The following is a 24,536-nucleotide window of genomic DNA, read 5'->3' as shown; positions in this document are numbered from 1 at the left end:
GCGCTCTGATTTCGTGGTCGACGAGGATCACAGGTTTTACCTAGGTTTGAGGTGTTTTCAAGCGCTGGCTCGAAGTTCTTCAACAAAGCGCCAGTGGCATCCGTAGGCAGTGAGGCTGGGGTTAAGAGCAGCAGAGCGAATGTTCGCCGCGAGGACGTGGGATCTACCCTTGCGGCTTCGCTCGTAGTCGCTGCGCATGAAGGCCCGAGCGGCTTGATGCAGCGACGGGTAGACTGCTCCGGTTTCGACGCAAATCACCGCTCGCCGAGTGTCTTTGCGGTGGTTCTTCCGCAGGACATGCGGGGCGTAGGTCTCGCCAATCAGATTGGCTAGCCCGATTTCATCGACGCCCCAAAACAGATACGGCCGCTTTAGAGCGAAGTTGCGCAGGTCCGCTAAGGAAAGGCGATAACAGCGACCGACCTTGCGGCTTTTAAGGCATGGGTAGCGGTCTACCCAAGTGCGCACGCGGTGAGGTTGGATGCCCAGCTGGCGGGCAACTTCGTATCTGTTGAGGTTGTCGTCTGTGGCGACAGCACGCAGGCCAAGTAGTCTCGATCGATAGTAAAGTGCAGCTTTGCTCCGTTCTGGCCAGCCATTCTGCTTGGCGATCGCTCGATAGCGCTGATAGACAACCGCAAAAACATCGGTCCCCACTAAGTCCTCCAGCAGCCATTCTTCCTCTGCAGCCCAACGGGGCCCGGCGCTCATGCAGCCACCCCCATCGCCAGTAGTTCACGACGGATCCTCGTGATCCGCAGAGCGTTGCCGGTGCGAGTGTAAAATTCAAGCTGCTTGCGTAGAATTTCCTCTGGTGAATCATCGCGTTCGAACCGTTCAACTCTGCCGTAAGCCGATCGCGCAATTTGTTGGCGCTCGGCTTGGCTGATCTCTCCAGACTGAACACGGGCTAGAAAACCGTATTCTTCAAACCAGCGAGACAGAGCAGACTCAACAATCTGGGACGGCCTAGCATCAAACTCGATGCACCAAGTTTTAATCCAGGTGACGTCTTCGTCGCTCATCCCAACTGAGACATGAGCGTGGACACCCTTGCCGGAAGGCTGCCACGGCTTGAGTGTCGGGTTCATGGCCCAGACTTCGATGGCGCGACAGATGAGATGGCGCTTGACGATGTGTAGCTCTTGAGTAGCCCAGTTAAGCGCCAAGACGAGGCCTGCATCAATCGTGACGTGCAGTCGGTTAGGCACCTTTGGTGATCTCCTCGTAGTTGACCTCGGCGATCGCGCAGGCCTGCTTCAGCAAGAGGCTGCCATCGCGCTGACTCAGCCCCTGCCTGATCTGCTCTGGCGTGAGTTGCTTGAGGTTGCGAGACAGAAAATCAGCAGCGCCGTACTCTTGGTGCCTTTCGCAGTTCTTCAGGAAGCTTGGACTCAGGACTAAATGACCAAATCTGACGAGTCGTTCCTTCATGGCTTTGTCCTCTCGCCAGCGACAGGGAAAACGGTAAGTTCGTGAAGGCCGCGTGCAAGAGATTCGCAAAGTTCTCTTGCACGCAATTTGTCGAGGCTGTGACAAGGAAAAACGAAAAACCAGTAAGCGCGATCGCCCTGCCTTCGCACGCCCAAGGCATCGATATCTTTTGGGAAAATGGCTCGGCCTTCGAACACAGACAGTTCTTGCCCGAATGCTGGGTGTCCTAGTGGAACACCGACCAAGCAAGCAACAAACTGATAGCCATTCAGACTCCGAATCTGGCAGGGCAGGCTGCTGACAGAATCAATCCATAATTCATGCTTGCTGGTCATAGCTGCTCCCTGTTTACGACTTGGCGATCGCTTGCAGGACTCGTGATGTGCTGGCCGTAGGCTTGGGCAGCCCAGCCGTAGCCAGCGAACAAGCCAACTGCGAAAGCGGTCAGGACGATCGTTGGCAAGGCTTCACGCTGGCGGCGCTGCAACTCTCGCCGGTGGGCAAGGCGAGCGCGACGGGTTTGCTTGTGATTCATGGCTAGAACAGGAGAGCATCGACATCTGCAAGGTCTTCAAGGTCTGGCTCGCCGGCTGGGTCATCGGTTGGCGGCTCGTAGAGGTAGTGCTCTCGGCAGCGCTTAATCAGCTCTGGCAGTTCGAGTTGCTGAACCTCGCGGCCGATGAAGAAGAGTCGCTGGTCGTTGCGATCGCGGATTTCCCAGCCACCAAGCAGCCGGACTCCGGCGTACTCAGTGCTGATGCTCCAGGCGCTACAGCCATGGGGCAGACCGACGACGACGGGCTCGGTGTGAATGTCGAAGGTATGCATAGTTCTATTTCTAGACAAACTTTTGAGTAGTTCTAGTCTTGTTACAAAGCTTGCACAAGACTACGCGGATGCCTCAGGCGTCAACTGAACCAGAATCTCTCCGGTTTTCGGATTGACGCCACTGTTGAGTGCAGAAATCTTTTCGGGCTCAAGCTTTTCGATGATCGAGGCGACTTGTTTCTCAGAAAGGTCGTCGCTGCTCTTGACCTTGGCGATCGCTTCAAGAGTCTGGCGGCCAACCTCGTCGACGCCCGCTGCCTCCAGTGCCTTCTCATACTTCTCTCGCAGCTCGGGGCTGGAACCGACCGTTTGTCGCTTTGCCACGGGACGTGGAACAGGTGCTGGCTCTACAACCTCGGGTTCCACAACCTCGGCGAAAGTTTGATCGGCCAAGCGATCGAGCTCTGCCTCGACCACTTCATAAGCCTTTTCAAGCTCGTCCTTTGCGATCGCTGACTGGCTGGAAGCGATCGCTGTTGAGCGACTTACAGAAAGGTCTTTGACCTCTACCCGCTCGATGTCTCGGACTTCGTCAGCAGTCTGCAGACCCATCAGCATGTCGGGAGCGTAAAGGCTGCCAAAGAACTTCGCTGCTCGGTACCGGAGCATCAGCTCGGGCATTGTCTGCCACTTGCTGCCCGATTTGGTATACCAGCCCTCAGCGACGGCCATGGCGATCGACACCTCTGGCCCTTCGATTACTTCACCTGTGGCCTTGTCTGTGGCGCTGGCGATGCAGGTGCGATCGTGCACTTTCATGGAGGCGGTGTGCTTTTGCCGCTCGCCTTTCTTGCCAGTCCAGTAGTCGTAGGTAACGGTCTGCTCACCGCGATCCTCGACCCTGAACCGCAGCGGCGTGAAGCGCCCACAAGAATTCAGGGCGGCGATCACAAACTGGCTGGACCAAGCTGGCCGGCCTTCAATGATGTGCAGGTTCTGCATCACCATCAGCGGGCTGGCACCGATGCGCTGACTAACTTCTAGTGCGATCAGGGTGTTGCTGACGTCGCCTCGATAAGCCTCTGGAACAAGACTGCTCGCAGCCAAGGCTTGGGCCATGCGCTGCGCTAATGCGAAAGACTCGGCCCCACTGAAGACGCCCAATGGTGCAGGCTGCTCAGTCCGGGCTAATTCAGAAGACATAAACTGCTTGCATTTAAAATCAGTTTAGTTTTGCACGATTACAATACTGAAAGCCAGAGATTACAAAAAATTGTTCAAGCTTCCCAAGCTGAACATCGTCAGGAGTACCCAATGAAGGTTTCCGTTTTTGCTGCAGGCCAGTCCCAAGCCGATCGTCTTCTCGTGATTCAATGCGCGGATCAGAGTGAAGCTGCCTCGGCTTGGGGTCGGGTCTACGAACTGGCGATCGCCTTCCGAGTGCAGATCGCTGCGGTACGGGTTTGGATTCAGTCTGAGCGCGAATACTTAAGCTGGTTCAGAATTGCGGAAGCAGCTGGGGAGCTGGGAGAGTCTCAACCCAAGAGTCCCAAACAGGGCTGATTGAGGCCAGCCAGCGGTCTGCCTTCTGCGATCGCTTCTTGTCTGGAAGCAGCAGCCAAAACAGAAACTCAGCCTCGTCTTCTGCGTTAACAACCTTTAGCTTCACCGCCAAGTTCGTGAAGCGGCGTCCCTCGGTCAAAGTGTCCAATCGTCGCTCTGCACAGAGCTTTGCAAAGGACTGATGCAGCTTTTCTTGACCAGCGGTGAGGCCGTCAGAAGTCCAAGAAAACGCTTCGAGATCATCGACGTTATCAGGCTCTAGCTCGCCAATGAAGAACTCCAAAAAGTGCCCAGCAGTCGCGACTTTGCCTTTAACTCTAATTACCTTGATGCGGCTAAGAGGATGCTCTGAAAGCCGATCCCCTCGCTCTTGTTCTTGGGCGGCTGCTTTATTAATGGCCCCAAAGGCTTGAAAAGTTCCTGGCCCTGGGTTTCTTTTTTCAGCCCGAGCAAGGGCAGATAGAGCAGTCTTCTGGAGGCGAGTCTCTGAGTAGCTCTCAGAAAGAGAGTGCAGATTGTCGAAGGTTAGCGCTCCGCCTCTGGTCCATAAGTTGACGATTTGAGCAATCCGCTTCATTCCTCTCTGTCGTTTCTCTTTGTCCTTGACGATTATTTCCATGCCTGAATTCCTCTCCCGCTTGCAATATTGTAACGATGCCAATGCCCGTGCAATCCTAGAACCCGAACTCTGTCTGACGGCTGAAGGGCTTTGGTGGTGTGGGCTGTCGGCCGAAGAAATCGAGGTTCGAATCGCAGATCTCTACGGCCTAGGCGATTCTGAGGTGTTACTGGTCAAAAATCACTTAGGTCAGTTCTGTTCGGAAATCTACACTCTGCAACAGCGAAGAATTGTTGAGCTGTACGCGTCGGGCCTGACTTGCTACAAGGTTGCAAGCTGGCTGCAGAAAGAGTTTGGGCGTCATGCCCTTAGCCAGAAAAGCGTTTACAACGTCGTCCAGCGGTACATGGAAGGGCGCGGCCCAGAGGCGATCGCTGTGGGCCAAGCCTCGTACAGAGGAGCTAAGAACCGCAAAAAAAATCCCGCTTCGACGGCGGGATGAGACGTGTGATGTGGAGTGGTCGAGGACTCTAGGCCGATTCCATGACAAGCAGTCGATTACACGATGCTCTGGCGTCTTTGCATTATTAAGACTAAAACAGCTTTTATTTCAAGGCTGTTCTTGAATTGCTCCGAGACCCTAAAATTTTGGGACAAGCGAAAAGCCGGCTCCCTACCAAAGAAGACCGGCTCTTTCGCTGACGAACTAATGGGCAAATTATGACACCATTCGAGCTCAGAGACTACCAGCAGCAAGTCGTCGAAGAGCTGCGTCACTCCTACGCCACCGGCCACAGATCGCCTTTAGTGGCGATGCCAACTGGCGCGGGTAAAACTGCGGTTTTTAGTTACATCTCGCTGCAGTCTGCAGCTAAGCAAAAGAGAACGCTGATCCTTGTGCACCGCAAGGAGCTGCTGCTCCAGGCGAGCCGATCGCTCGATCGCTTGGGTGTCCGGCATGGACTGATTGCTTCGGGTTTCAGCTGGATGCCCTACCCGACACAGGTCGCGTCTGTGCAGACGCTTGTTCGACGACTAGATCGGTTGGACTGGGAGCCTGAGCTAATTGTGGTGGATGAGGCTCACCACGTCGTCCCTGACAACACTTGGGGCAAGGTGCTGAGTGCCTATCCTCGGTCTCGCGTCTTGGGGGTGACTGCAACACCCTGTCGGACGGATGGCCGTGGCTTGGGTGACGTGTTCGACGACCTCATCATTGGCCCGACAATCGCAGAGCTGACTGAGCGGGGCTTCCTCTGCCCGACCAAGATTTACGCTCCGCCAATTCAGGCTGACCTGACTGGCGTCCGCATGCGGGCGGGCGACTACGCTAAGGATCAGCTGGCTCAGGCGATGGACAAGCCAGTAATTGTCGGCGATGCGATCGACCACTACCGGCGTCTCTGCCCTGGCGTCCCAGCGATCGGTTTCTGTGCCTCGGTGGAGATCGCCCAGAAGGTTGCAGTCGAGTTCAGTTCGGCTGGCTTCAAGGCTGCCAGCTTGGATGGCACGCTCGATTCGGCGACGCGATCGCACTTGATTGACGACCTTGGCAGCGGTCGCATTCAAGTGCTCACGTCATGCGAAATCGTTTCCGAAGGCACGGACATCCCAGTCGTCACAGCGGCGCTTTTGTTACGCCCCACTCAGTCGCTCGGGCTCTACCTTCAGCAGGTTGGCCGTGTTCTCAGACCAGCCCCTGGGAAGTCCCACGCTCTCATCTTGGACCACGTCGGCAACGTCATGAGGCATGGCTTGCCTGAGGCCGATCGCGAGTGGACGCTGGAAGGCGAGAAGCGGCGATCGCGCAAGGGCGAGAGCGAAGAGAAGCCCGAGACGGTGCGGCAGTGTCCGAAGTGCTTCTGTGCTCACGCGCCTCAGCCGACTTGCCCGAACTGCGGCCATCGCTACGTCGTCGAAGCGCGGCGTCTTGAAGAGGTCAGAGGCGAGCTGATCGAGCTAGACAAGGCTGCGATCGCTCGGCAGCGGAAGGAAGAGCAGGCCAAGGCTCAGACCCTTGAAGAACTGATCGAACTGGGTCGCAAGCGGGGCTACAAACCGGGCTGGGCACAGCGCTACTGGAAGGCTCGCCAGAGTAAGCGTCAGCAGTGGGGACAAGCCCATGGCTAACAGCGAGACCAGTTTGCAGGCACGCCTCTGGAAGACGCTGAGCCAGTCGCCCGATGTCCGGCTTTGGCGCAACAACGTCGGCACCTGCAAGGCCGCTGATGGCCGTTTCGTCCGCTTTGGACTCTGCCCTGGCAGCTCTGACCTGATCGGGCTGACCCGCGTCACCATCACGCCCGACATGGTCGGTCAGACGATCGCTCTCTTCACTGCGATCGAGGTCAAGACGCCAACTGGGCGGGTTACTCCCGAGCAACAAAGTTTCATCGATTTCGTACAGCGCTCCGGTGGCCGTGCTGGTGTGGCGCGCTCGATGCAAGACGCAAACAAAATAATTTCAGGTGAAGGTCATGTCTAGGATTTCTGATGCAGCCCGAGGACGCTGGCCGGAGATCCTAAACAAGCTCGGGGGTGTTGCTCCTGAGTTCTTGGTGGTCAGCAAGACCAAGGAAAGCCCCTGCCCCTGCTGCGGTGGTGAGACTCGCTACCGCTTCGATGACCTCGATGGCAACGGCACCTGGTTCTGCTCACACTGCGGCGGCCGCGATCAGAAGGGTGGTGGTGGCACTGGCTTCGACTTGCTCATGCGGCTGAAGGGCTGGGACTTCTCAGAGGCAGCCCGCCAGGTCGAGCAGTTTCTTGGCATCAAGCGCGATCGCCCTGACCCACCGATACGCGGAGCCTCAGCGTTCTGGCGTTACAGCGACGATTTCTACGTCATCCGGTGGGACAAGCCCGGACAGAAAAAGTCGATTCGACCCTGTCGCTGGAACGGTGAGAAGTGGGAATGGAAGCGCCCCACCGGCAAGCTGCCGCTGTTCAATCTTGACCGGCTTAGGGCGCTGCCCGATGCGGTTGTGATCGTCGTCGAGGGCGAAAAGGCTGCTGATGCTGCGGCTAAGCTCTTCCCCAACTTTGTCGTCACGACTTGGCACGGCGGCACCAAGAATTGGCAGACGGCGGATTGGTCACCCCTACGAGGACGCAAGGTCGCTCTTTGGCCTGACGCTGACGCAGTTGGCATCATTGCCATGCAGTCGATCGCAGGCGCGATCGAAGCCGCTGAACTGCGCTTGGTTCGCAACCCTGAGGGCGTTCCGGAAGCGTGGGATCTGGCAGACGCCGACTGGTCGCCGGAGCATGCGCTGAACTGGCTGAAAGCGAACTGCTACGAGCCGGAGCCGGATCTTGATCCGCCTGCGTGCGTCGAGGCATCGGAAGTTGAGAACGCAGAACCCAGCCTTGAGGCGACATCGAGCGGATCTGAGGCGCGGAGTCGATCGCGTGATGACGACAGCCTCTACACGGCGCTCGGCTACGACAAGGATCGCTACTACTACCTGCCAAGGGGCACAAAGCAGATCGTCGAACTGACTGCCAACTCGCACCGAAAGTTGAATCTGATCCAGATCGCTCCTCTCAACTACTGGGAGATGACTTTCCCAAGGAAGAATGGAGCGGATTGGGAGTCAGCTGCGAACTGGCTCATGCGTGAGTGCGAAGCCGTAGGCGTCTTCGACCCGTCTCGGATCCGTGGCCGAGGCGCTTGGTGGGACGACGGCAAGACTATCCTTCACCTTGGAGGTCGCTTAGTGGTCGAAGGTGCTGAAACAACCTCAATGACCGTACGAGGCAGTCGCTATATCTACGAGCGGGCTGTAGACCTCCAAAGCTTCGCAACCACTGAGGTCGACCCAGACGACGCGATCGCCATCCTTCTCCTCGCCAACGAGTTCTCTTGGGATGTACCCGCATCGGGTGCACTGCTGGCAGGCTGGACAGCTCTCGCACCTTTCTGCGGGGCTCTCGAGTGGCGTCCCCATGTCTGGGTGACGGGCAACCCAGGCTCGGGCAAGTCGACGGTGCTCAGGGACTATGTGCGCGGCATCCTACGCGGCGCGTGCCACGTTGTGCAGTCCTCAACCAGCGAGGCAGGCGTGCGATCGCTCCTGGGCCGCGATGCGATACCGGTCGTCTTCGACGAGGCCGACCCGTCAGACGACACCAACAAGGGCCAGATGGATAACCTGCTCGGGTTCATCCGAGCGGCCAGTAGCGATGACTCCGGCAGCATCTATAAGGGCCGCACCGATGGCGGCTGCAACCGCTTCGACGCCCGCGCCATGTTCTGCATGAGCAGCGTCAACGTCCCTATCAGCCGTCAGTCCGATCGCGATCGCTTCTGCCTGCTTTCCTTACGCAGGGGCGACCCGAATCATGACTGGAAAGGGCTGCGACTGCGGATGGCTGAACTGATTACGCCAGATGTCGGCAAGCGCATCGCCGCTCGCACCCTTCGGCTCATCCCGACGATCCGCGCCAACGCTCGCACTTTAGCGGCAGTCTTGGCAGGTCGTTACAGCCAGCGCTTCGGCGACCAGTGCGGCACGCTTCTGGCCGGTGCCTACAGCCTGATGAGCGAGGACGTACTGACGCCGGAGGAGGCCGCTAGCTGGGTCGATTCGATGGACTGGTCGAGCTACGCGCCCGACGACACAGACACCGAGGAGCGTGAGTGCATCCAGCACCTACTCCAGACCCAAGTGCAGCTCGAGGGCGGGCGCCGGGCGCAGATCGGCGAACTGGTTCAGATCGCGATCGCTTCGCCGTTCACGCCAAACTCGGTCGTCTCGATCGTCGATCGCCCGACGGCGATCGCCATCCTTGGCCGCCACGGCTTCAAGATCGTCGCGGTCGACGGCCAGACCTACCTGGCTGTCAGCAACCGCTCCAAGGAGATCAGCTCGTGGGTCAGACAGACCCGATGGGCTAACGCCTACGTCTCCGCGCTCAGGAAGCTGCCAGGCGCGATCACGCCTAAGCAGGGGATGCACTTCGCAGGCGTAGGAACCCAGCGATGCACCCTGATTCCGCTTACGGCCATCGACTGTTAGAGACCACCGTATCAACCACCGTAAGCCCCCAAAAGCCTTGCAGCGACTAGCTTTTGGGGGCTTTTCTTACGACTTACGGCATTACGCCGAAAAATATAGCCCTTTATAAAAACAAACACCTAAAACCACCCTTAAGTACATATACTTAGACACCTCTCTATTATTATTATTTCTATGTAAGAAGTGTAAGTAAGTAAGAAGGTAGTCTCTGAGCGGGTTTTGAGCCTTACGCTCGTCTTACGGCGTCTTACGGTCTGAACTTTGGCTGCATGGCTAGAATGCGAAAAGCCCCAGACGAGCGGCGAACTCATCTAGGGCGATCGGTGTTCCGGAATACTTCTGTGGCCAGCATTGTAGGGCAGACCGAGTGGCATCACTATTTCGCTCAAGGAGAGCTTCTTGAGGCTGCCACTGCCTTAGATCAAGCGCTTTCTGTCTATCCCGAGCTAGACGCCCACGGCTTCAACTCGCTCACGCACCCGAAGTCACCTCTTACAGAGTTGGACCTTCCGCAGATTGCTCTGTGCCTGCGCTACCTGTCCATGTGCGATCGCACTGCTCAGGTGAATCGTAAGATTGACAGCTACTGGCTGAAGCACCGCATTGAAGCGCTCTACAGACTGCCAAACGGTTGGCCCTTCTACGTCTCTAACGGAGCCTTGATTGCTGCAGCGATCGGCGACGGACTCAACGTCAAGCCCACCAAGCCTTGGAGCCACACCGCTTACCTGAGCATCAGTACTCGCAGCGTCAAAGCTCTTACCGAGCGATCGCGTTCACCTCAAGGCGTTCTTCGCTTAGAAGCGTGCTGGTAGCCCTTCTTACGCGCAGGTCACACCATGCCGATTGTTTCCCTTGGCACTGGACTAGAGATTCGCGTCAACTCACAGGATGCGCAGCGAGTGCATCGTGCCCTAGGCCGTATCCCAATCGAGGTGATCGACGCCAGCTTCAAGCGGGCACTGAAGCGTGCCACGACTAAGGCAGGGGTCGAAGCATCCAAGGGTATCCGCTCCATCTACGCCATTAAGGCTGGAAGAGTGAAAGAGGCAATGAAGACGCGCCCAAGCGGCCCCTACTCCGTCACCCTGACGTTTTCATCGGTTCGTCCGACGCTTGGCGGGTTCAATCCTAGGCAAGGTTCGAAGGGTGTCAGTGTCACGGTTAAGAAGGGTCAGCGAAAGCTCATTCGTGGCGCGTTCATGCCTGGCGGTCGTTTAGCCCAGAACCGCTACGGTGGACTGCCCGCAGCTCGCGGTGCCTACGTCGGCGGCTCGTTCGTGCCTAGCAAGGCGCGCTTGCCAATAACGCCGCTGAAGACCATCAGCGTTCCCGTGATGCTTAAGCAGGAAGCCGTGATCGAGCCAGTCATGCAGGCCACGCAGGAAGCGCTCAGGACAACGCTGGAACGCGAGGTGAACTTCAGACTTGCCAAGCTCGCTTGAGCTTTCTTGCTACCCGCACATACGCTGATATTGGTATGCGGGTAGGTTCCTCCTGAAAGGTCTAGCGTGCGGCGTCACGAAGCCGCCAAAACGAGTTAGCGATAGCCTTTCGTGGTACTTCCCAGCGCTGCCGATAAGCTGAGCTAATGTGTCGTTAACACTGCAGTTTTGAATCCAGCTAGAATGCAGTCACAGCCTAGGTTTTGAGCGTTTGATGTCGCAGCGGGTGAGCGCTAGAGCGTATGCACGGATGCGGAACGTCTCGCACAAGGGTGTGCTTGAGGCGATTCAATCAGGGCGTTTGCCGTCTGCGGTGAAAGTGGGGCAGCGCTGGGAGATTGACCCCGCTCAAGCGGACCGTGAATGGTCTCAGAACACTAACGTGAATCACCACAAGAGCAAAGCGCCGCGTGTAGTGGCGGAGCCTGAAGACAGCAGCCTGCCTGGGCTGAATGAGTCGAAAGCTGAGCGGGAGTATTACCTTGCCAAGCTGGCGCAGCTGGACTATGAGGAGCGGGCTGGCCAGCTAGTGAGCGCTGAAGACGTGCGGGTAACTTGGTTCAGCCATGCGAGACGGGTGCGAGACGCCATCCTGAACGTGCCGATTCGGATTGTGGATGAGGTGCGAGCGATCGCTGGCGAGTTGGACGAGAATCAACGCCACGAAATCTTGCTGTGTCTGCAGCGAGAGCTGGTCCAGGCGCTGGAAGAGCTGGCAGGGCCCGAGGAACTCCCCCCTCAAAGCCAGTCATAGCTTGAAAAAAAGTGGCCACTTTTGAACTCAGTCATAGCAAGGGTTTTGGCATCAAAAAAGGGGCCGCCGGCCCCGACCTTTCGTTGATTTCTGTCCAAGATATTCAGCCCAGAAATTCTTTGAGCTAAGCGAAATGAAAGTTGCTCAACTGAGCTTGCTTTTTTGCACTCTCAGACAACATATGAAGCTCCACAAACCCAGTTTTAGCATGCATTCTCAGCCTCAAATTCTGGCCAGTTTGCAGAAAAGTGCCCAAAAGAAACTCAGTGTTGATGCGGGTTTGAGACCTGTTCTGGAGAGTAATACAGATGGCGATCGCTACTGCAACTGACATTTGCCTCCAAGGTTTCTTGGAGGGACTGAGGCCTGACCCGATTTTGTCGGTGAGTGACTGGGCTGATCAGTTCCGGTTCCTGTCGCAGCGTGCCTCGGCTGAGCCTGGTCGCTGGCGCACGAGCCGGACTCCGTATCTGGCGGAGATTATGGACAACCTTGGGGCTACCAGCTCTGTCGAAAAGATTGTGTTTGTCAAAGGCTCACAAATCGGTGGATCTGAGGCGGGCTGTAACTGGATTGGCTACACCATCGACTTGACGCCCGCGCCGATGCTGGTGATTCAGCCGACGGTGGACATCGCTAAACGGTTCAGCCGGCAACGGCTGCAGCCGTTGATTGATGAGACGCCACGCCTGAAAGCAAAGGTTCGGCCAGCTAGGGAGCGGGACAGTGGCAACAGTGTGCTGTCGAAGGAGTTCCCGGGGGGAATCGTGTTGCTAGCGGGGGCAAACAGCGCAGCAGGCCTGCGGTCGATGCCGATCGCGCGGTTGTTTGCGGATGAGGTGGACGCCTATCCGGGCGATGTGGACGGGGAGGGCGACCCAATTGGGCTGGCTGAGGCGCGGACGCGGACGTTTAGCCGCCGCAAGATTCTGCTGGTGAGTACGCCGACGCGGGCTGGGGTCAGCCGAATTTGGCGGGAGTGGGAGCTGTCGGATCAGCGTCGCTATCAGGTGCCCTGCCCGCACTGCGGTGAGTACCAGGCGATCGCTTGGGACCGGATTCACTACGACCCGAACGACCTCAGCATCGCGCCAGTGCTGATGTGCGAGCACTGCGGAACGGGCATTGAGGAACGGCACAAGCCGAAGATGCTGGCCGCTGGTCGCTGGGTGCCGGAGAGCCCTGACAGCGCGGTGCGTGGCTACCACTTGAGCAGCCTGTATTCGCCACTGGGTTGGTTCAGTTGGCGCGATGCGGTGCGGATGTGGGTCAACGCAAAGACTGACGAACAGCAGCGAGTGTTTGTCAACACGGTTCTGGGCGAGTGCTGGGCTGAGGCTGGCGAAGCGCCTGACTGGGAGCAGCTGTACCGACGACGCGAGGACTACGCGATCGCAACGGTGCCGCCAGGCGGCTTGGTGCTGACGGCGGGTGTGGACGTGCAAAGCGATCGCATCGAGCTGGAAGTGGTGGCCTGGGGGCCAAACCTTGAGAGCTGGTCGGTTGAGTACGTCGTCATCCAGGGCGACACGGCGACGGCTGCCCCGTGGGCTGAACTGGAGAAGCAGTTGGCGCGCACCTATCCACGGATAGGTGGGGGTGAGCTACCGATTGGCAAGGTTTGTGTAGACACGGGCTACAACACGATGGAGGTCTACGCCTGGTGCCGGAAGCAGTCGGTGAGTCGAGTGATTCCAATCAAGGGACGTGACACGCTGACGACGATTTTGGGCACGCCGAAACTGCAGGATGTGAGCCTGAAGGGCAAGACGATCAAGGGCGGCATCCGGCTCTGGCCAGTGGGTGTGAGTGTGGCGAAGAGCGAGCTGTATGGCTGGCTGCGACTAGACCCGCCACTGAATGACTGCGACCCGTACCCGAGGGGGTTCATGCACTTCCCGCAGTACGGCGAGGAGTATTTCGCGCAGCTGACGGCTGAGGAGCTGCAATTCAGGTTGGTGAAAGGCTTTAAGCGCTACGAGTGGGTGAAGACAAGGCCGCGCAACGAGGCTCTGGACTGCCGGGTCTATGCGAGAGCAGCGGCGACGGCGATGGGGCTGGACCGCTGGCCTGCGGAGCGCTGGCAGGAGATCGCGCGATCGCTGATGGATGCGACACACCTGCAGCAACCCAGCAAGCCAGCTACCAAGGTTCAACGCAAGCGGCGATCGGGCTGGCTGAGTGAGTAGTCCAAAGAAAGTGGCCACTTTTTTTGAGGCTATGACTGGCCTTGAGGCCTGTTTTGGTTTTTTGTCGCCGTCACCCAGCCCCATTCTCGCGCCCACTAGAATGTGAGTAGCGTCGAAACCTGAGTTCATGGCCTTTACCCAAGAAGACTTGCAAGCGCTAGAGGCCGCGATCGCTAGCGGCTGTGATGAGGTCGCTTACGGTGACAAGCGCGTTCGCTACAAAACCTTGTCTCAGATGTTGCAGGCTCGCGACCTGATGCGGAAAGAGTTGCTTGGAAAGGGCCGCACCACAACGCGCCGCTACATCCAGTACCGTCCTGACCAGAGCGATCGCTGATGCCCAACCTGCTGGACGACCTAATCGCCTGGGTCAGCCCCAAAGCCGCGCTAGAACGAGAGCGGGCACGGCTAACCCTAGAACGGGTGCGCGGTTACGACGGCGCAAAGGGTGGGCGGCGTACAGCTGGTTGGACGACCCAAGGCAGCAGCGCCAACACCGAGATCGCCCGCGACTCACCCAAGCTGCGAGAGCGATCGCGCGACCTATCACAGAACAACGGCTGGGCGCTGAGGGCACGAGATGTCATCGTCTCCAATGTCGTCGGCGCAGGCATTGTTGGGCAACCCAAGCACAGTTCCAAACGCCGTGACCTAGCTGCCAAAAAACTGTGGGAGGCATGGGCTGGCTCGACCCTCTGCGATGCCGATGGCCGCCACGACTTCCACGGGCTGCAGGCACTGGCAATGAAAACGATCGTCGAGTCCGGCGAGGTGCTGATTCGCAAGCTGCCGCGCCAAGCCAAGGACGGACTGCCCGTACCGCTGCAACTGCAGTTGCTGGAACCAGAGCACCTAGACGTCACCCGTGATGCAGATCTGGGGGGCAACCGCAAAATCGTGCAAGGCATTGAGCTAGATGCTAGTGGCCAGCGCGTTGCTTACTGGCTGTATCCAACCCATCCGGGCGAAGCGACAGCAGGCTCCTCGACCCTAAAATCATCTCGAGTGCCTGCTGCTGACATTGCCCACGTCTACCGTCTCGATCGCCCCGGTCAACGGCGCGGCGTGCCGTGGGTGTCGCCGGTGATGATCGACGTCAAGGACTTGAACGACTACGAGAAAGCCCAGCTGCTCAAGCAGAAAATCGCGGCCTGCTTTGCTGCGTTTGTCGTCGAGACTGAAGCGCCAGAACTGGCCCCAGATGACGACGAAATCATCGACACCCTAGAACCCGGTGCGGTCGAAATCTTGCCGCCCGGGCGCGACATCCGCTTCGCCAACCCGCCTAGCAACGACGGCTATGAGCCCTACGTCCGGCAATTACTGCATAAGATCGCGGCGGGCTACGGCATCACCTACGAGTCGCTGACAAATGATTACTCTCAGGTAAATTTTTCCTCTGGCCGCATGGGCCACATTGAGTTTGCCCGCAACATCGACACCTGGCGATGGCAGATGCTGATCCCGCAGATGTGCAGCCCAGTGTGGACTTGGTTTGTGGAAGCAGCCGGACTGACTGGAGCGCTGCTAGACGGCACGACAATCACTTGGACACCGCCACGGCGCGAGATGATCGACCCTACCAAGGAAACTGAAGCCGTCAAGGCCGCAGTTCGGGCTGGCCTAAAGTCTTGGTCTGAAGCAGTCCGAGAACAAGGCGAAGATCCCGACGCTGTGGCTGCTGAACTGGCCGAGGATCTCAAGCGCTTTGATGAACTTGGACTCGTTCTGGATAGCGACCCGCGCCAAGATCCACGCCGACAGGAAGCGATCGCAGTGACAGAGTCGCAACCCCAGTGACCCTAGAGCTAAAATCTAGGGCATGGAACAGAAACGCTTTGCTACACCGTTGACACTGCGAGCCTCATTCGTTCCTGCCACTCTCAACGAGGAGCAGCGAACGGTCGAGCTGACTTGGAGTACTGGCGCTAAAGTCCTGCGGAACGGCTGGGATGGCCGCTACTACGAGGAGCTAAGCATGGCTCCAGAGTCAGTGCGGCTCGATCGCCTGAACTCCGGCGCACCGTTGCTGAACTCACATTCTGCCTACGACCTCAGCAGCGTATTGGGTGTGGTGGAGCGAGCGTGGATCGACGGTAATGAGGGCCGAGCCTTAGTCCGATTCAGCAGTCGAGCTGAAGTCGAACCGATTTTTCGAGACGTCCGAGACGGCATCGTTCGAAACGTGAGCGTGGGTTACATGATTCACCGCTACGAAAAAACCGAAGGCGAGACCGGTGAGCCGATGACCTATCGGATTACCGACTGGGAGCCCCATGAGCTTTCGCTTGTGGCGATCCCCGCCGATGCTGCCGCGAGCGTCCGAGCAAACCCCCAACAGGAGTCCCCCATGGACGGAGAAGAGAACACCCTCGCGCCTGAGCAGGCCACGCCGTCTGTGGCTGATCCGGCACCCATTGAAGAGCGCAGCGCTGGCGACACCGCCGCAGCGATCGCAGCCGAGCGCAAACGCGCTGCCAGCATTGTCGAAATTGTCGCTCGTGGTAAGCAGCCCCAGACCTTGGCGGATCAGTTAATCCAGTCTGGTGCAACCCTTGACCAAGCCCGAGAAGCGGTGATTGATGCGATCGCCAATGCAGCTCCCATCATCGACAACACCATCACCGTCACCCGCGATCGTGGCGACACTATCCGCGAAGGCATCGCCAACGCCCTCGAAGCCCGCACCGGCATCAGCGACCTGAATGAAAAGGGTCGTCGGTATCAGGGCATGAGCCTGATTGAGGTAGTTCGTGTCTTGCACGAGATGCGCGGCATTGACACCCAAGGCATGACTCGGATTGAGCTGGCCGGTCGTGCCCTGCATACCACCAGCGACTTCGCTTACATCCTGTTGGATATCACCAACAAAACTCTGGCTCGAGGCTACGAGCAAGCGCCTCAAACCTGGGCTCCGTTTACTCGTATCACAAGCCTGCCTGACTTCCGCGACAAAAACGTCATCACCTTCGATGGTCGACTGCAACTTGATCGCGTCAACGAAGCGGGCGAGTTTACGCGAGACAGCCCGTTTGCAGAAGGGCTGGAAAAATACCGCCTAGCAACTTACGGGAAAGTGGTCCCTATCGGCCGACAAGTTGTTATCAACGACGATCTCGACGCTTTAAGCCGGATGGTGCAGTTGATTGGGCGGGCGGTTGCAGATTTTGAAAGCGAAAAAATCTACGACAACTTCCTGTCTAAACCAGTAATGGGTGACGGTATTGCCCTGTTCCACGCAAGCCACCTAAATGTGGGCGTTGGCGGCATCAACGAGGCTGGTATCTCAGCAGCCCGTCAAGCACTACGCACCCAGCAAGACCTGAAGGGCAACCGCATCAATCTGACGGCGGGTTACTTGTTGGTGCCTAGCACGTTAGAAACGGCGGCTGAAAAACTCTTGGCGCCGATCAATGCCAACGAAACCGCTAACGTAAACGTGTTCTCGCGATCGATGAAGATGATCGTCGAGCCGCGACTAGATACGGCTTCACCGCAGTTCTACGTTCTGGCTACGCCCAGCCAAATTGACATGCTTGAGGCTGCCTACCTCGAAGGTCAGCGTGGCCCCACGATTGAAACCCGCGAGGGCTTCGACGTAGACGGCATGGAGGTCAAGGTTCGCTTGGATTTCGCATGCAAAGTGATCAACCACCGAGGCTTCTATCGGTCGAGCGGCGTTGATCCGACCCCCTAAGCGCTGAGCTGAGCGCTGAGCAAAGTTCAGAAATACGCAAGGAACCCATGAAAAACTACACGCAACCGGGGCATACCATCCCCCTGATCGCCCCCTACGACGTCGCCTCTGGCGGCGGTGCACTGATTGGCACTCTGTTTGGTGTGGCAGCAACCGCCGTGACTAGCGGGCAGGAAGGCGAGTTCGTGACCGTTGGTGTTTACGAACTGCCCAAGGCGACCGGCGTGATCAACCAAGGCGCAAAGGTCTACTGGGATAACACCGCCAAGGTTGTCACCACGACTGCATCGGGCAACAGCCTGATCGGCGCGGCCATCAAAGCGGCTGGCTCCAGTGATGCGATCGCCGTGGTTCGACTGAACGGCGTCACGGTCTAAGGCTGATGGACTTCCCTAGGCTGATGGATCGGATGCTGGGCCATGTCACCCGCACGCTGGGCGAGCCGGTGATCTACAAGCGTGGCGAGGCAACCTACACGCTGCCTGGGGTGTTTCAGTCCAAGCACGCCATGATCGACCCCGATACCGGCATGGGAGTACAGAGCAACCAGCCCATCTGTGGCATCCGGCTATCTGACCTTCCCGTGACTCCCAAGGTGGGCGATCGCCTGATTGTGCGTGGCGTCAACTACCGCATTGCGGAGACGCAGGAAGACGGCAACGTGGGTGTGCTTTTGGTGCTCCAGAATGCCTAACCGTCGCCGAGAGATTCGGTCTGCGATCGCTGCTGCCCTGATGGAGAAGACCGCCGCAGAAGACCGCGTCTTTCAGTCCCGGACCAACACGCTGACCGAGGACGAGCTGCCGGCGATCATGGTGCTCAGCCGCTCGGAGAAGATCCCCTCGCCTGAACGGGGTCATCCTCCCAGTGGCTGGAACTCGTCGATCCGGCGCACAGCCACGATCGCGGTCGAGTGTGTCGCCCAGGTGCTCCAGGATATCGACGATGTGCTGGACGACCTAGCTGGCGAAGTCGAGGCCGAGCTCGAGCACCTGACGATCGCGGGCATGGAGTCCGCTGAGCTTCGCCTGACCGAAACCGAGCTAGATGTGAGCTACGAGGGCAGCCTGCCAATCGGTGCGGTTCGGCTTACCTACGAGGTGGCTTACTTCACCGTTTACCGCGATTGCGCCGACCCCTACGTCGACGAGGCGGCGGCCGAAGGCGTCGGCCCAATTGAGCGATCGGGCGCTTACCCCGGGGGCCAGATCCTACCGGGTTGTCCTGGCGAACAAGTGGGGGATGCCTGCCCAATGCCAGCCGCCGACATCAGCCTTGGCGACCTAGACCTAGGAACTTATCAACCCCCGGTGCCCCCACGATGACGACTTCACCATCCCGCAAGCGACCGCCCCGTCCAAAACCGACGACCCCGCCCTCGCCTCCGGCCCCCGCACCCATCGCGGCGTGAACCCCGGCGGCGATCGGCGAGTTTATGGGCTACCAGTCAGCCGACCCTGACAGCCTGACCAAAGCACTCGACGCAGCGCTGGCCGCAGCTAGTGGCTTTTTCGGCTCGCCGCTGCCCGAACCAAGCCACGCATTCAACCAAGGGCTGCGGCTTGTGGCCGCGAAGCTGCTGCTTGAGAACCGGCTGGAAAAGCCACAGCGCGATCAGCTCCCGGCAACAGCAGTCTACTTCTGGGCGACGGTACGCAATGGCTCCCCAGTGGCTTGAGCGCGGCGACGCCACAACTTCCGGCGTCGGCGACTACGAAGCGAGCGATCACAGTCGGCGTCACGGCAACTTGCTCCGCGTAGGCAGGGTAGCCGAGGCTGACTATCCCAAGGGGCTGATCCGTGTCGCGATCGAGGAAGACGAGGAGAGCGGCGAGGCGCTGCTCCTCACTGACTGGATTCCGTGGCTCACGCAGCGAGCGGGCAAGGATCGGTTCTGGTGGGCGCCCGAGGTCGGTGAGGCCGTCGTCGTGATGGCCCCCTCCGGCGAGATCAGTCAGGGCTTCGCGATGCCCGGCGCGTTCTCGACTGACTACCCCCAGATCGAGGACAAAGAAACGATCCAAAAGACGCAGTTCGAGGATGACTCAATCATCCAGTACGACCGCGAAGCGCATGAGTACAAGATCGACCTCACCGCAGCCCAAGGACGGATTGTGATCCTTGTGCAGGAGGCGCAAGTCGAAGCCCAAGGCGACGTTAACGTGACCGCCGAGGGCAACGTTACAGTGACCGCAAGTCGTATTGACCTAAACCCGTGACTACGACGCCAGGCATCGCTCGACTAAACGACGTGACCGATCACGGCGGGATCATCATCACCGGGAGCGACGACACCTTCGTCAACAGCCGCCCCGTGGCCCGAAAGGATGACCTTCACGCCTGCCCCCTGCATGGCTTGAACACGATCATCACCGGCAGTCGCACGGTCTTTACCAACCAGAGGCCGACTGCTCGGATCGGTGACCTCTGCAGCTGCGGGGCGGCAATCATCGAAGCCAGTGAAGATACCGGAGCGGGCGACTAATGACCCGAGGCATGAGCCGTGACAGTGGCAAGGAGCTGAAGGGCATTGACCACCTCCGGCAGTCAATTACGGACATCCTGACGACGCCCGTGGGCACCCGCGTCTGGCGACGGGACTACGGCTCACGTCTGCCCCGGCTTGTCGACCGACCGATCAACCAGTCCCTCATCGTTGACCTGGTGGCGGCCACAGCTGAAGCGCTCGATCGCTGGGAGCCACGGCTGAAGCTGGAGAAGGTTCGCATCGTCTCAGCCAGCGCAGCTGGTCAAGTCGAGCTGAACCTGATCGGCTACTACATCCCCGAGGGCAGGCGTATCACGCTGGAGGGCTTAGTCGTCTCATGACCGTTCTTGACTTTGCTACGATTCCCGCGCCCACCATCATCGAAGCGCTGGACTTTGAACTGATCCTGCAGGACTTGATCGACGACCTGCGATCGCGTGACGCCAGCTACACCGCCATCCTCGAATCCGACCCGGTCATCAAGCTGCTGGAGGTCTGCGCAGCCCGCGAGCTGATCCTGCGTCAGCGGATCAACGACGCACTTCTTGCGACACTGCTTCGCTACTCAAACGGCCCCGACCTCGACAACCTTGCCGCGTTCTACGGCGTGGTGCGGCAGCCGAATGAGCCGGATGGCGAGCTTCGCGATCGCACCATCGAGCGGATCAAGGGCAGCTCGACCGCAGGCGGTGCGGCCTGGTACCGCTATCAAGCGCTGACGGCTGACCCACGGGTGAAGGACGCGGCTGTGAGCAGCCCTGCTCCCGGCGAGGTGTTAATCAGCATTCTGTCTACCGAGCCTGATGGCCTTGCCTCTCCCGGGCTAATCGAAGCCGTCGAGTCAGTCGTGCTGGCCGACGACGTGCGAGTTGTAACGGACGCAGTGACCGTGGTTCCCGCCACGATCGCGACGGTGAACGTCACCGCATCTATCTGGCTCTTACCCGAGGCACCGAGCACCGTCGTCGACACGCTTCCCGATGTGCTCGAAGCGGCCTTCACCTCTGAGGGTGGCTTGGGTTTCGACATCACGACGAGCTGGCTGATCTCGAAGCTTCACGCGCCCGGTGTCCAGCGGGTTGATTTGCTCAGCCCAGCAGCCACGATCGTCTGTGGGCCAAGCACCGCGCCGGCGCTGGGTACCGTCACGGTGACGCTGGCAGGCCGTGACCGATGAGCCGCTACGATCTTCTGCCACCGAACGCAACGCCGCTTGAGCGCAACCTGTCGCGAGCAACGTCGACGCTCGACCGCATCGCCCGACCGGTGCCGATCATCCGCATCGCGAAGCGGGTCAACATTCCTGACGGCGTAATCCCATGGCTGGTTTATGAGTATGGGCTGGGCGAGCTGCTGCCCTACATCACGAATCAGCGGCGGCTTGTCTCTGAGGGTGTGCTGTGGCAGCGGATCAGGGGCACACCTGCGAGTATCCGCATCGGCCTGACGTGGGTCGATGTGGAGGGTTTTGTCGAGGAGTCGGAGCGAGGAACGCGGCGCTGGGCTGAGTTCATGATCGGTCTTGACGCTGCCGTCGACGCGGACACAATCGACCGGATCGTCGGCATTGCCCGCATCGCATCGCCCGTGCGATCGCGGCTGCAGCGCATCTTCGCTGTCTACGACTTCCGGCGCTTCGTATTGGACGAGAGCGGTCTGTCTGACGGCGGGATCTTGTCCGACCACTCGGGTACGCGACCCCGCCCCGACTGGCCCCAGATCAGCTTCGGTGACTTTCGCGGCAAAACAATTGACGCTGCCCCCGAGCCGATCGCCAGCGTGCTGATCGACTACTCCCCCGCACAAGTGACTAAGCTCGATCGCTTCTTGCTCAGCGAGGGGCGGCTTGACGAAGAGTGGCACGTCTTGAACTACCCGCTGCTGATGAGTGAGGAGAATGTTGAGTCGGTAACGTATAGCGGCCAAACTTGGGGACCGTTCGGTTGGGTCAGTGAAACTTGGGGGAGTGTTGAGACCGTCGTCTCAACACAAGTCAGTACACTAACCAGTTAGTACCTTTCGCCCTAGGGTGCAAAGCTTGATAAATCAAATAGGCTCCTAGTCGAACTGCAGTTGGCAAAGATAGAATGACGGCAGTTCGGAACGGGTGAATGGCCGCAATCCTCACGACTAGCGGACGGGTGGCGATCGCGATCGCAATTCAGCAGCGGACGGCCCACCTCGCCTGGGGCAACGGCGATCCAAGCTGGGGCATAACGCCCCCGGCGCCTCCTAGCAGCGCGTCGGATCTACTTGCTGAAGTGGGACGGCGCAAGGCGACGAGCGTTGACTTTGTAGTTCCGGATCCGGACGGCGACATCGCAGTACCGGAGGGGCGGTTCAGCCTTTCCCCAACACCGACCAACTCGGTCTGCTTCGACTTTTTCTTTCAGTTCGAGGACGGCGTGGGCGAGGTGATCCGCGAGGTTGCTATCTTTCTCGACACCGTAGCGGGCGAGTCCGTCCCCTTGGGCAAGAACTACCTAGAGCCGAGCGAGGTCGACGACCCCGGCACGCTGCTCGTCATCCAGCGCATCTCTCCAATCACCCGCGCCCTGACGACCCGGCAGCGGTTCCAATTCGTCGTGACGTTCTAGGCCATGCCCTTCACCGACTACTACAACCGATTTGACCCAGCCGATCGCTACGACGAGCTGCTGTTTCGTGCAGGGAAGGGTCTACAGTCAGCCGAGCTGAACGAGGCTCAAAAGACGTTTCTCTATCGGCTGCAGCGCATCGCTGACAGCGTGTTTAAGGACGGCGCTGTCCTGCGTGGCACCGCGCCGGTCATCACCTTCGATACGGGCGCGATCACCTGTCCAGCAAGCTCGATCTATCTGAAGGCAAACGTCCGCGACGTTGCAGAGCGCAGCTTCACGATCGCGACCGTAGGCATCGTCCGAGTGGGTGTGTTCCTGCTTGAGGAAGAGATCACCGAGATCGAGGATCCGGGCCTCTACGATCCAGCGGTCGGGACGCGCAACTATGGCGAGCCTGGCGCGGCGCGACTCAAGTGGACAGCCACTTGGGGCTACGAGGACGAGCCTGGGCAGCCGGGTGAGTTCTATCCCGTTTACACGATCGTCAACGGTGGCCTGATCGACCAGAACGCGGGGCCGGTAGGCGACCCGTTCCTTGACCTTCTGGCTCGCTACGATCGCGAGTCAAACGGCAATTATATCGTCACAGGGCTGGAGGTGTCGGCGCTGGGCCTGTCCGGTGGCAGCAACTCGTTCAACGTCAAGCAGGGCACCGGCAACATCTTCGGCTACAAGGTCGACAAGACGACCTCGACCCGACTGGTTTATGCCGAGGATCCAGACCTCGAAACCGTACTCAGTGAGCCGGACACGTTCACCGGGGCCACGGGCGGCAGCGCGACGATTCAGCTTAACCGCTTCCCCGTGAACGAGATCAGCTCGGTCACGATCACGCGAGAGAAGACGGTCAACATCACCCACGGCGCTTTTACGGGGGCGATCGACACGCTGCCCGACGTGTCGGTGCTTTCGATCCAGTCGGTGACGCAGGGCGGCACGACCTACACCCCGACGACTGACTACTTCCTCGACGGCGATCGCGTGAACTGGTCGCCCGCAGGCGCGGAGCCAGCGCCGGGTTCAACCTACACCGTCACCTATCGCTACCTTGGCCCAGTCACGCCGAGCGCGGTGGATCTGCAGGCGGGTAGCTTCACCGTGACGGGCGCGGTGAACGGCACGCTTGTCCTGACGAACTACAACTGGAAAGTGCCGCGCATCGATCGGATCTGCATGGATCGAACGGGGCAGTTCATCCGGCTGAAGGGCATCCCAAGCCGCTTCGAGGTGCTGCCGCCTCAAGTGCCTAGCTCGCTGCTGCTGCTTGCTACCGTGACGCAGCGGTGGGGACTTACCCCTGTGACTTCAAACGACGGGATCCGCGCTATCCCGTTTGATCAGCTAGAGCGGATGCGATCGCTGATTGTCGACCTCTTTGACCTCGTGGCCGAGGAGCGACTGAAGAACGATATCAGTTCGCGCGAACCCAGCGCGAAGCGCGGTGTCTTCGTCGATCCGTTCCTGGACGACGACCTTCGCGATCAGGGCATCACCCAGACGGCGGCAATCGTCGACGGGGAGCTGCTGCTACCCATTGCCCCTGTAGTTCAGCTTGTTCGCGACAACAATGATCAGGACTGGCTGCTCCCCTATACCGAGGTGATCGTCCTTCAGCAGCTTGGCTCGACGGGACAGGAGAAGATCAACCCATACGCGAGCTTTGACCCCCTGCCAGCGATCGCCTCTCTGAACCCCGCCGTCGATCGCTGGACGGTTATCGATACGGTCTGGGAGTCCGCTGTCACTCGAGAGATTCGGATTAACAGAACACGGAACGAGGGAATACGCCTGTCGCCCCGCGAGATCCGACAGCAAGGCGTTGCGGTAGGCGATGTTCTGAGTACCACCACGCGGGAAACACAGCAGATTCAAACTAGAACTGAGCTGCTGCGGTCCACGGAGCAGTCGGCTCGGTTTCTGCGGCCGATTACGGTCCAATTCACAATCGAGGGCTTTGGCCCTGGCGAGCAGCTAGTCGAGCTGCTGTTCGATGGCATCAACCTGACACCCCCCTAAGC

29 protein-coding genes are annotated in these 24,536 nt (G+C 59.1%); 23 read left to right on the top strand and 6 right to left on the bottom strand.

Translation table 11 applies throughout. The features are described 5' to 3' along the window. Positions 1-57 precede the first annotated feature (57 nt). The 6 genes from SYC_RS04250 to SYC_RS04220 form a co-directional block, all read right to left on the bottom strand. The gene (locus SYC_RS04250; RefSeq protein ID WP_011243124.1) at positions 58-711 is read right to left on the bottom strand and encodes a hypothetical protein; all 654 of its coding nucleotides are present in this window, start codon (positions 709-711) and stop codon (positions 58-60) included. Next, positions 708-1,211 carry a hypothetical protein gene (locus tag SYC_RS04245; protein WP_011243123.1) on the bottom strand — a complete coding sequence of 168 codons (504 nt, stop codon included), beginning with the start codon at positions 1,209-1,211 and terminating at the stop codon, positions 708-710. The genes SYC_RS04250 and SYC_RS04245 overlap by 4 nt, the downstream gene beginning before the upstream one ends. Further along, positions 1,204-1,434, bottom strand: a complete 231-nt coding sequence (locus SYC_RS04240) for a hypothetical protein (RefSeq protein ID WP_039755828.1) — start codon at positions 1,432-1,434, stop codon at positions 1,204-1,206. Before SYC_RS04240 ends, SYC_RS04245 begins: the two co-directional genes overlap by 8 nt. Positions 1,435-1,765: 331 nt before the next feature. Further along, on the bottom strand, positions 1,766-1,969 hold the full coding sequence (locus SYC_RS04230) for a hypothetical protein (RefSeq protein ID WP_039755827.1): 204 nt from the start codon (positions 1,967-1,969) through the stop codon (positions 1,766-1,768). A 2-nt stretch (positions 1,970-1,971) separates the two neighbouring features. Then, a complete protein-coding gene (locus SYC_RS04225) occupies positions 1,972-2,262 on the bottom strand; it encodes a hypothetical protein (protein WP_011377693.1) in 291 nt (96 codons plus the stop codon). A 60-nt stretch (positions 2,263-2,322) separates the two neighbouring features. Continuing rightward, the gene (locus SYC_RS04220; RefSeq protein ID WP_011243121.1) at positions 2,323-3,405 is read right to left on the bottom strand and encodes a hypothetical protein; all 1,083 of its coding nucleotides are present in this window, start codon (positions 3,403-3,405) and stop codon (positions 2,323-2,325) included. A gap of 111 nt (positions 3,406-3,516) precedes the next feature. Between SYC_RS04220 and SYC_RS13785 the strand changes: the two genes are divergently transcribed. The 23 genes from SYC_RS13785 (at position 3,517) to SYC_RS04105 (ending at position 24,534) form a co-directional block, all read left to right on the top strand. Continuing rightward, a complete protein-coding gene (locus SYC_RS13785) occupies positions 3,517-3,765 on the top strand; it encodes a hypothetical protein (protein ID WP_041674884.1) in 249 nt (82 codons plus the stop codon). Positions 3,766-4,382: 617 nt separating this feature from the next. After that, positions 4,383-4,826, top strand: coding sequence for a hypothetical protein (locus SYC_RS04210; protein WP_011243119.1), 444 nt, complete (start codon positions 4,383-4,385; stop codon positions 4,824-4,826). A gap of 218 nt (positions 4,827-5,044) precedes the next feature. Then, on the top strand, positions 5,045-6,454 hold the full coding sequence (locus SYC_RS04205) for a DEAD/DEAH box helicase (RefSeq protein ID WP_011243118.1): 1,410 nt from the start codon (positions 5,045-5,047) through the stop codon (positions 6,452-6,454). Continuing rightward, positions 6,447-6,809: a VRR-NUC domain-containing protein gene (locus SYC_RS04200; RefSeq protein ID WP_011243117.1), complete on the top strand. Its 363-nt coding sequence runs from the start codon at positions 6,447-6,449 to the stop codon at positions 6,807-6,809. The genes SYC_RS04205 and SYC_RS04200 overlap by 8 nt, the downstream gene beginning before the upstream one ends. Next, positions 6,802-9,345, top strand: coding sequence for a primase-helicase zinc-binding domain-containing protein (locus SYC_RS04195; protein ID WP_011377695.1), 2,544 nt, complete (start codon positions 6,802-6,804; stop codon positions 9,343-9,345). The genes SYC_RS04200 and SYC_RS04195 overlap by 8 nt, the downstream gene beginning before the upstream one ends. Positions 9,346-9,614: 269 nt before the next feature. Further along, a complete protein-coding gene (locus SYC_RS04190) occupies positions 9,615-10,160 on the top strand; it encodes a hypothetical protein (RefSeq protein ID WP_011243115.1) in 546 nt (181 codons plus the stop codon). 24 nt (positions 10,161-10,184) lie between these two features. Further along, positions 10,185-10,790 carry a hypothetical protein gene (locus SYC_RS04185; RefSeq protein WP_011243114.1) on the top strand — a complete coding sequence of 202 codons (606 nt, stop codon included), beginning with the start codon at positions 10,185-10,187 and terminating at the stop codon, positions 10,788-10,790. A gap of 250 nt (positions 10,791-11,040) precedes the next feature. After that, entirely contained in the window at positions 11,041-11,544 is a 504-nt protein-coding gene (locus tag SYC_RS04180; RefSeq protein WP_231621339.1) for a hypothetical protein, read from the top strand. A gap of 308 nt (positions 11,545-11,852) precedes the next feature. Continuing rightward, positions 11,853-13,733, top strand: a complete 1,881-nt coding sequence (locus SYC_RS04175) for a phage terminase large subunit family protein (protein ID WP_011243112.1) — start codon at positions 11,853-11,855, stop codon at positions 13,731-13,733. A 127-nt stretch (positions 13,734-13,860) separates the two neighbouring features. Continuing rightward, positions 13,861-14,070, top strand: coding sequence for a phage head-tail joining protein (locus tag SYC_RS04170; protein WP_011243111.1), 210 nt, complete (start codon positions 13,861-13,863; stop codon positions 14,068-14,070). Beyond that, positions 14,070-15,533 carry a phage portal protein gene (locus tag SYC_RS04165; protein WP_011243110.1) on the top strand — a complete coding sequence of 488 codons (1,464 nt, stop codon included), beginning with the start codon at positions 14,070-14,072 and terminating at the stop codon, positions 15,531-15,533. Before SYC_RS04170 ends, SYC_RS04165 begins: the two co-directional genes overlap by 1 nt. 22 nt (positions 15,534-15,555) lie before the next feature. Then, positions 15,556-17,430, top strand: coding sequence for a prohead protease/major capsid protein fusion protein (locus SYC_RS04160; protein ID WP_011243109.1), 1,875 nt, complete (start codon positions 15,556-15,558; stop codon positions 17,428-17,430). A 47-nt stretch (positions 17,431-17,477) separates the two neighbouring features. Next, a complete protein-coding gene (locus SYC_RS04155) occupies positions 17,478-17,807 on the top strand; it encodes a DUF2190 family protein (protein WP_011243108.1) in 330 nt (109 codons plus the stop codon). Positions 17,808-17,830: 23 nt separating this feature from the next. Then, positions 17,831-18,124 carry a head-tail joining protein gene (locus SYC_RS04150; RefSeq protein WP_231621338.1) on the top strand — a complete coding sequence of 98 codons (294 nt, stop codon included), beginning with the start codon at positions 17,831-17,833 and terminating at the stop codon, positions 18,122-18,124. Further along, the gene (locus tag SYC_RS04145; protein WP_041676954.1) at positions 18,117-18,755 is read left to right on the top strand and encodes a hypothetical protein; all 639 of its coding nucleotides are present in this window, start codon (positions 18,117-18,119) and stop codon (positions 18,753-18,755) included. The genes SYC_RS04150 and SYC_RS04145 overlap by 8 nt, the downstream gene beginning before the upstream one ends. A 110-nt stretch (positions 18,756-18,865) precedes the next feature. Beyond that, positions 18,866-19,108: a hypothetical protein gene (locus tag SYC_RS04140; RefSeq protein ID WP_041676952.1), complete on the top strand. Its 243-nt coding sequence runs from the start codon at positions 18,866-18,868 to the stop codon at positions 19,106-19,108. Beyond that, entirely contained in the window at positions 19,089-19,649 is a 561-nt protein-coding gene (locus tag SYC_RS13355; RefSeq protein ID WP_011377697.1) for a phage baseplate assembly protein V, read from the top strand. Before SYC_RS04140 ends, SYC_RS13355 begins: the two co-directional genes overlap by 20 nt. Next, entirely contained in the window at positions 19,646-19,915 is a 270-nt protein-coding gene (locus tag SYC_RS04130; protein WP_011243105.1) for a PAAR domain-containing protein, read from the top strand. The genes SYC_RS13355 and SYC_RS04130 overlap by 4 nt, the downstream gene beginning before the upstream one ends. Then, positions 19,915-20,259 (top strand): GPW/gp25 family protein, encoded by a 345-nt coding sequence (locus SYC_RS04125; protein ID WP_011243104.1) that lies wholly within the window; start codon positions 19,915-19,917, stop codon positions 20,257-20,259. Before SYC_RS04130 ends, SYC_RS04125 begins: the two co-directional genes overlap by 1 nt. Then, on the top strand, positions 20,256-21,095 hold the full coding sequence (locus tag SYC_RS04120; RefSeq protein WP_011243103.1) for a baseplate assembly protein: 840 nt from the start codon (positions 20,256-20,258) through the stop codon (positions 21,093-21,095). The genes SYC_RS04125 and SYC_RS04120 overlap by 4 nt, the downstream gene beginning before the upstream one ends. Continuing rightward, positions 21,092-21,931: a phage tail protein gene (locus tag SYC_RS04115; protein ID WP_011243102.1), complete on the top strand. Its 840-nt coding sequence runs from the start codon at positions 21,092-21,094 to the stop codon at positions 21,929-21,931. Before SYC_RS04120 ends, SYC_RS04115 begins: the two co-directional genes overlap by 4 nt. A 98-nt stretch (positions 21,932-22,029) precedes the next feature. Then, positions 22,030-22,515 carry a hypothetical protein gene (locus SYC_RS04110; RefSeq protein WP_011243101.1) on the top strand — a complete coding sequence of 162 codons (486 nt, stop codon included), beginning with the start codon at positions 22,030-22,032 and terminating at the stop codon, positions 22,513-22,515. Positions 22,516-22,518: 3 nt separating this feature from the next. Further along, a complete protein-coding gene (locus SYC_RS04105) occupies positions 22,519-24,534 on the top strand; it encodes a DUF4815 domain-containing protein (protein WP_011243100.1) in 2,016 nt (671 codons plus the stop codon). Positions 24,535-24,536 lie beyond the last annotated feature (2 nt).

The sequence above is a fragment of the Synechococcus elongatus PCC 6301 genome (genome assembly GCF_000010065.1).
In the GTDB taxonomy this organism is placed as follows: Bacteria; Cyanobacteriota; Cyanobacteriia; order Synechococcales; family Synechococcaceae; genus Synechococcus; species Synechococcus elongatus.
Note: the sequence above shows the minus strand (reverse complement) of the source record. Positions and strands in the feature narration are given on the sequence as shown.

Excerpts from the sequence above, each read along its gene's own strand:
- SYC_RS04150 (WP_231621338.1), top strand. The coding sequence starts at position 17,831 with ATGGATCGGATGCTGGGCCATGTCACCCGCACGCTGGGCGAGCCGGTG.
- SYC_RS04145 (WP_041676954.1), top strand. The coding sequence starts at position 18,117 with ATGCCTAACCGTCGCCGAGAGATTCGGTCTGCGATCGCTGCTGCCCTG.
- SYC_RS04205 (WP_011243118.1), top strand. The coding sequence starts at position 5,045 with ATGACACCATTCGAGCTCAGAGACTACCAGCAGCAAGTCGTCGAAGAG.
- SYC_RS04200 (WP_011243117.1), top strand. The coding sequence starts at position 6,447 with ATGGCTAACAGCGAGACCAGTTTGCAGGCACGCCTCTGGAAGACGCTG.
- SYC_RS04190 (WP_011243115.1), top strand. The coding sequence starts at position 9,615 with ATGGCTAGAATGCGAAAAGCCCCAGACGAGCGGCGAACTCATCTAGGG.
- SYC_RS04240 (WP_039755828.1), bottom strand. The coding sequence starts at position 1,434 with ATGAAGGAACGACTCGTCAGATTTGGTCATTTAGTCCTGAGTCCAAGC.
- SYC_RS04120 (WP_011243103.1), top strand. The coding sequence starts at position 20,256 with ATGACCGTTCTTGACTTTGCTACGATTCCCGCGCCCACCATCATCGAA.
- SYC_RS13355 (WP_011377697.1), top strand. The coding sequence starts at position 19,089 with ATGGCTCCCCAGTGGCTTGAGCGCGGCGACGCCACAACTTCCGGCGTC.
- SYC_RS04230 (WP_039755827.1), bottom strand. The coding sequence starts at position 1,969 with ATGAATCACAAGCAAACCCGTCGCGCTCGCCTTGCCCACCGGCGAGAG.
- SYC_RS04125 (WP_011243104.1), top strand. The coding sequence starts at position 19,915 with ATGACCCGAGGCATGAGCCGTGACAGTGGCAAGGAGCTGAAGGGCATT.
- SYC_RS04170 (WP_011243111.1), top strand. The coding sequence starts at position 13,861 with ATGGCCTTTACCCAAGAAGACTTGCAAGCGCTAGAGGCCGCGATCGCT.
- SYC_RS04220 (WP_011243121.1), bottom strand. The coding sequence starts at position 3,405 with ATGTCTTCTGAATTAGCCCGGACTGAGCAGCCTGCACCATTGGGCGTC.
- SYC_RS04105 (WP_011243100.1), top strand. The coding sequence starts at position 22,519 with ATGCCCTTCACCGACTACTACAACCGATTTGACCCAGCCGATCGCTAC.
- SYC_RS04180 (WP_231621339.1), top strand. The coding sequence starts at position 11,041 with ATGCGGAACGTCTCGCACAAGGGTGTGCTTGAGGCGATTCAATCAGGG.
- SYC_RS04155 (WP_011243108.1), top strand. The coding sequence starts at position 17,478 with ATGAAAAACTACACGCAACCGGGGCATACCATCCCCCTGATCGCCCCC.
- SYC_RS04140 (WP_041676952.1), top strand. The coding sequence starts at position 18,866 with ATGGGCTACCAGTCAGCCGACCCTGACAGCCTGACCAAAGCACTCGAC.
- SYC_RS04225 (WP_011377693.1), bottom strand. The coding sequence starts at position 2,262 with ATGCATACCTTCGACATTCACACCGAGCCCGTCGTCGTCGGTCTGCCC.
- SYC_RS04175 (WP_011243112.1), top strand. The coding sequence starts at position 11,853 with ATGGCGATCGCTACTGCAACTGACATTTGCCTCCAAGGTTTCTTGGAG.
- SYC_RS13785 (WP_041674884.1), top strand. The coding sequence starts at position 3,517 with ATGAAGGTTTCCGTTTTTGCTGCAGGCCAGTCCCAAGCCGATCGTCTT.
- SYC_RS04160 (WP_011243109.1), top strand. The coding sequence starts at position 15,556 with ATGGAACAGAAACGCTTTGCTACACCGTTGACACTGCGAGCCTCATTC.
- SYC_RS04250 (WP_011243124.1), bottom strand. The coding sequence starts at position 711 with ATGAGCGCCGGGCCCCGTTGGGCTGCAGAGGAAGAATGGCTGCTGGAG.
- SYC_RS04210 (WP_011243119.1), top strand. The coding sequence starts at position 4,383 with ATGCCTGAATTCCTCTCCCGCTTGCAATATTGTAACGATGCCAATGCC.
- SYC_RS04115 (WP_011243102.1), top strand. The coding sequence starts at position 21,092 with ATGAGCCGCTACGATCTTCTGCCACCGAACGCAACGCCGCTTGAGCGC.
- SYC_RS04110 (WP_011243101.1), top strand. The coding sequence starts at position 22,030 with ATGGCCGCAATCCTCACGACTAGCGGACGGGTGGCGATCGCGATCGCA.
- SYC_RS04195 (WP_011377695.1), top strand. The coding sequence starts at position 6,802 with ATGTCTAGGATTTCTGATGCAGCCCGAGGACGCTGGCCGGAGATCCTA.
- SYC_RS04185 (WP_011243114.1), top strand. The coding sequence starts at position 10,185 with ATGCCGATTGTTTCCCTTGGCACTGGACTAGAGATTCGCGTCAACTCA.
- SYC_RS04165 (WP_011243110.1), top strand. The coding sequence starts at position 14,070 with ATGCCCAACCTGCTGGACGACCTAATCGCCTGGGTCAGCCCCAAAGCC.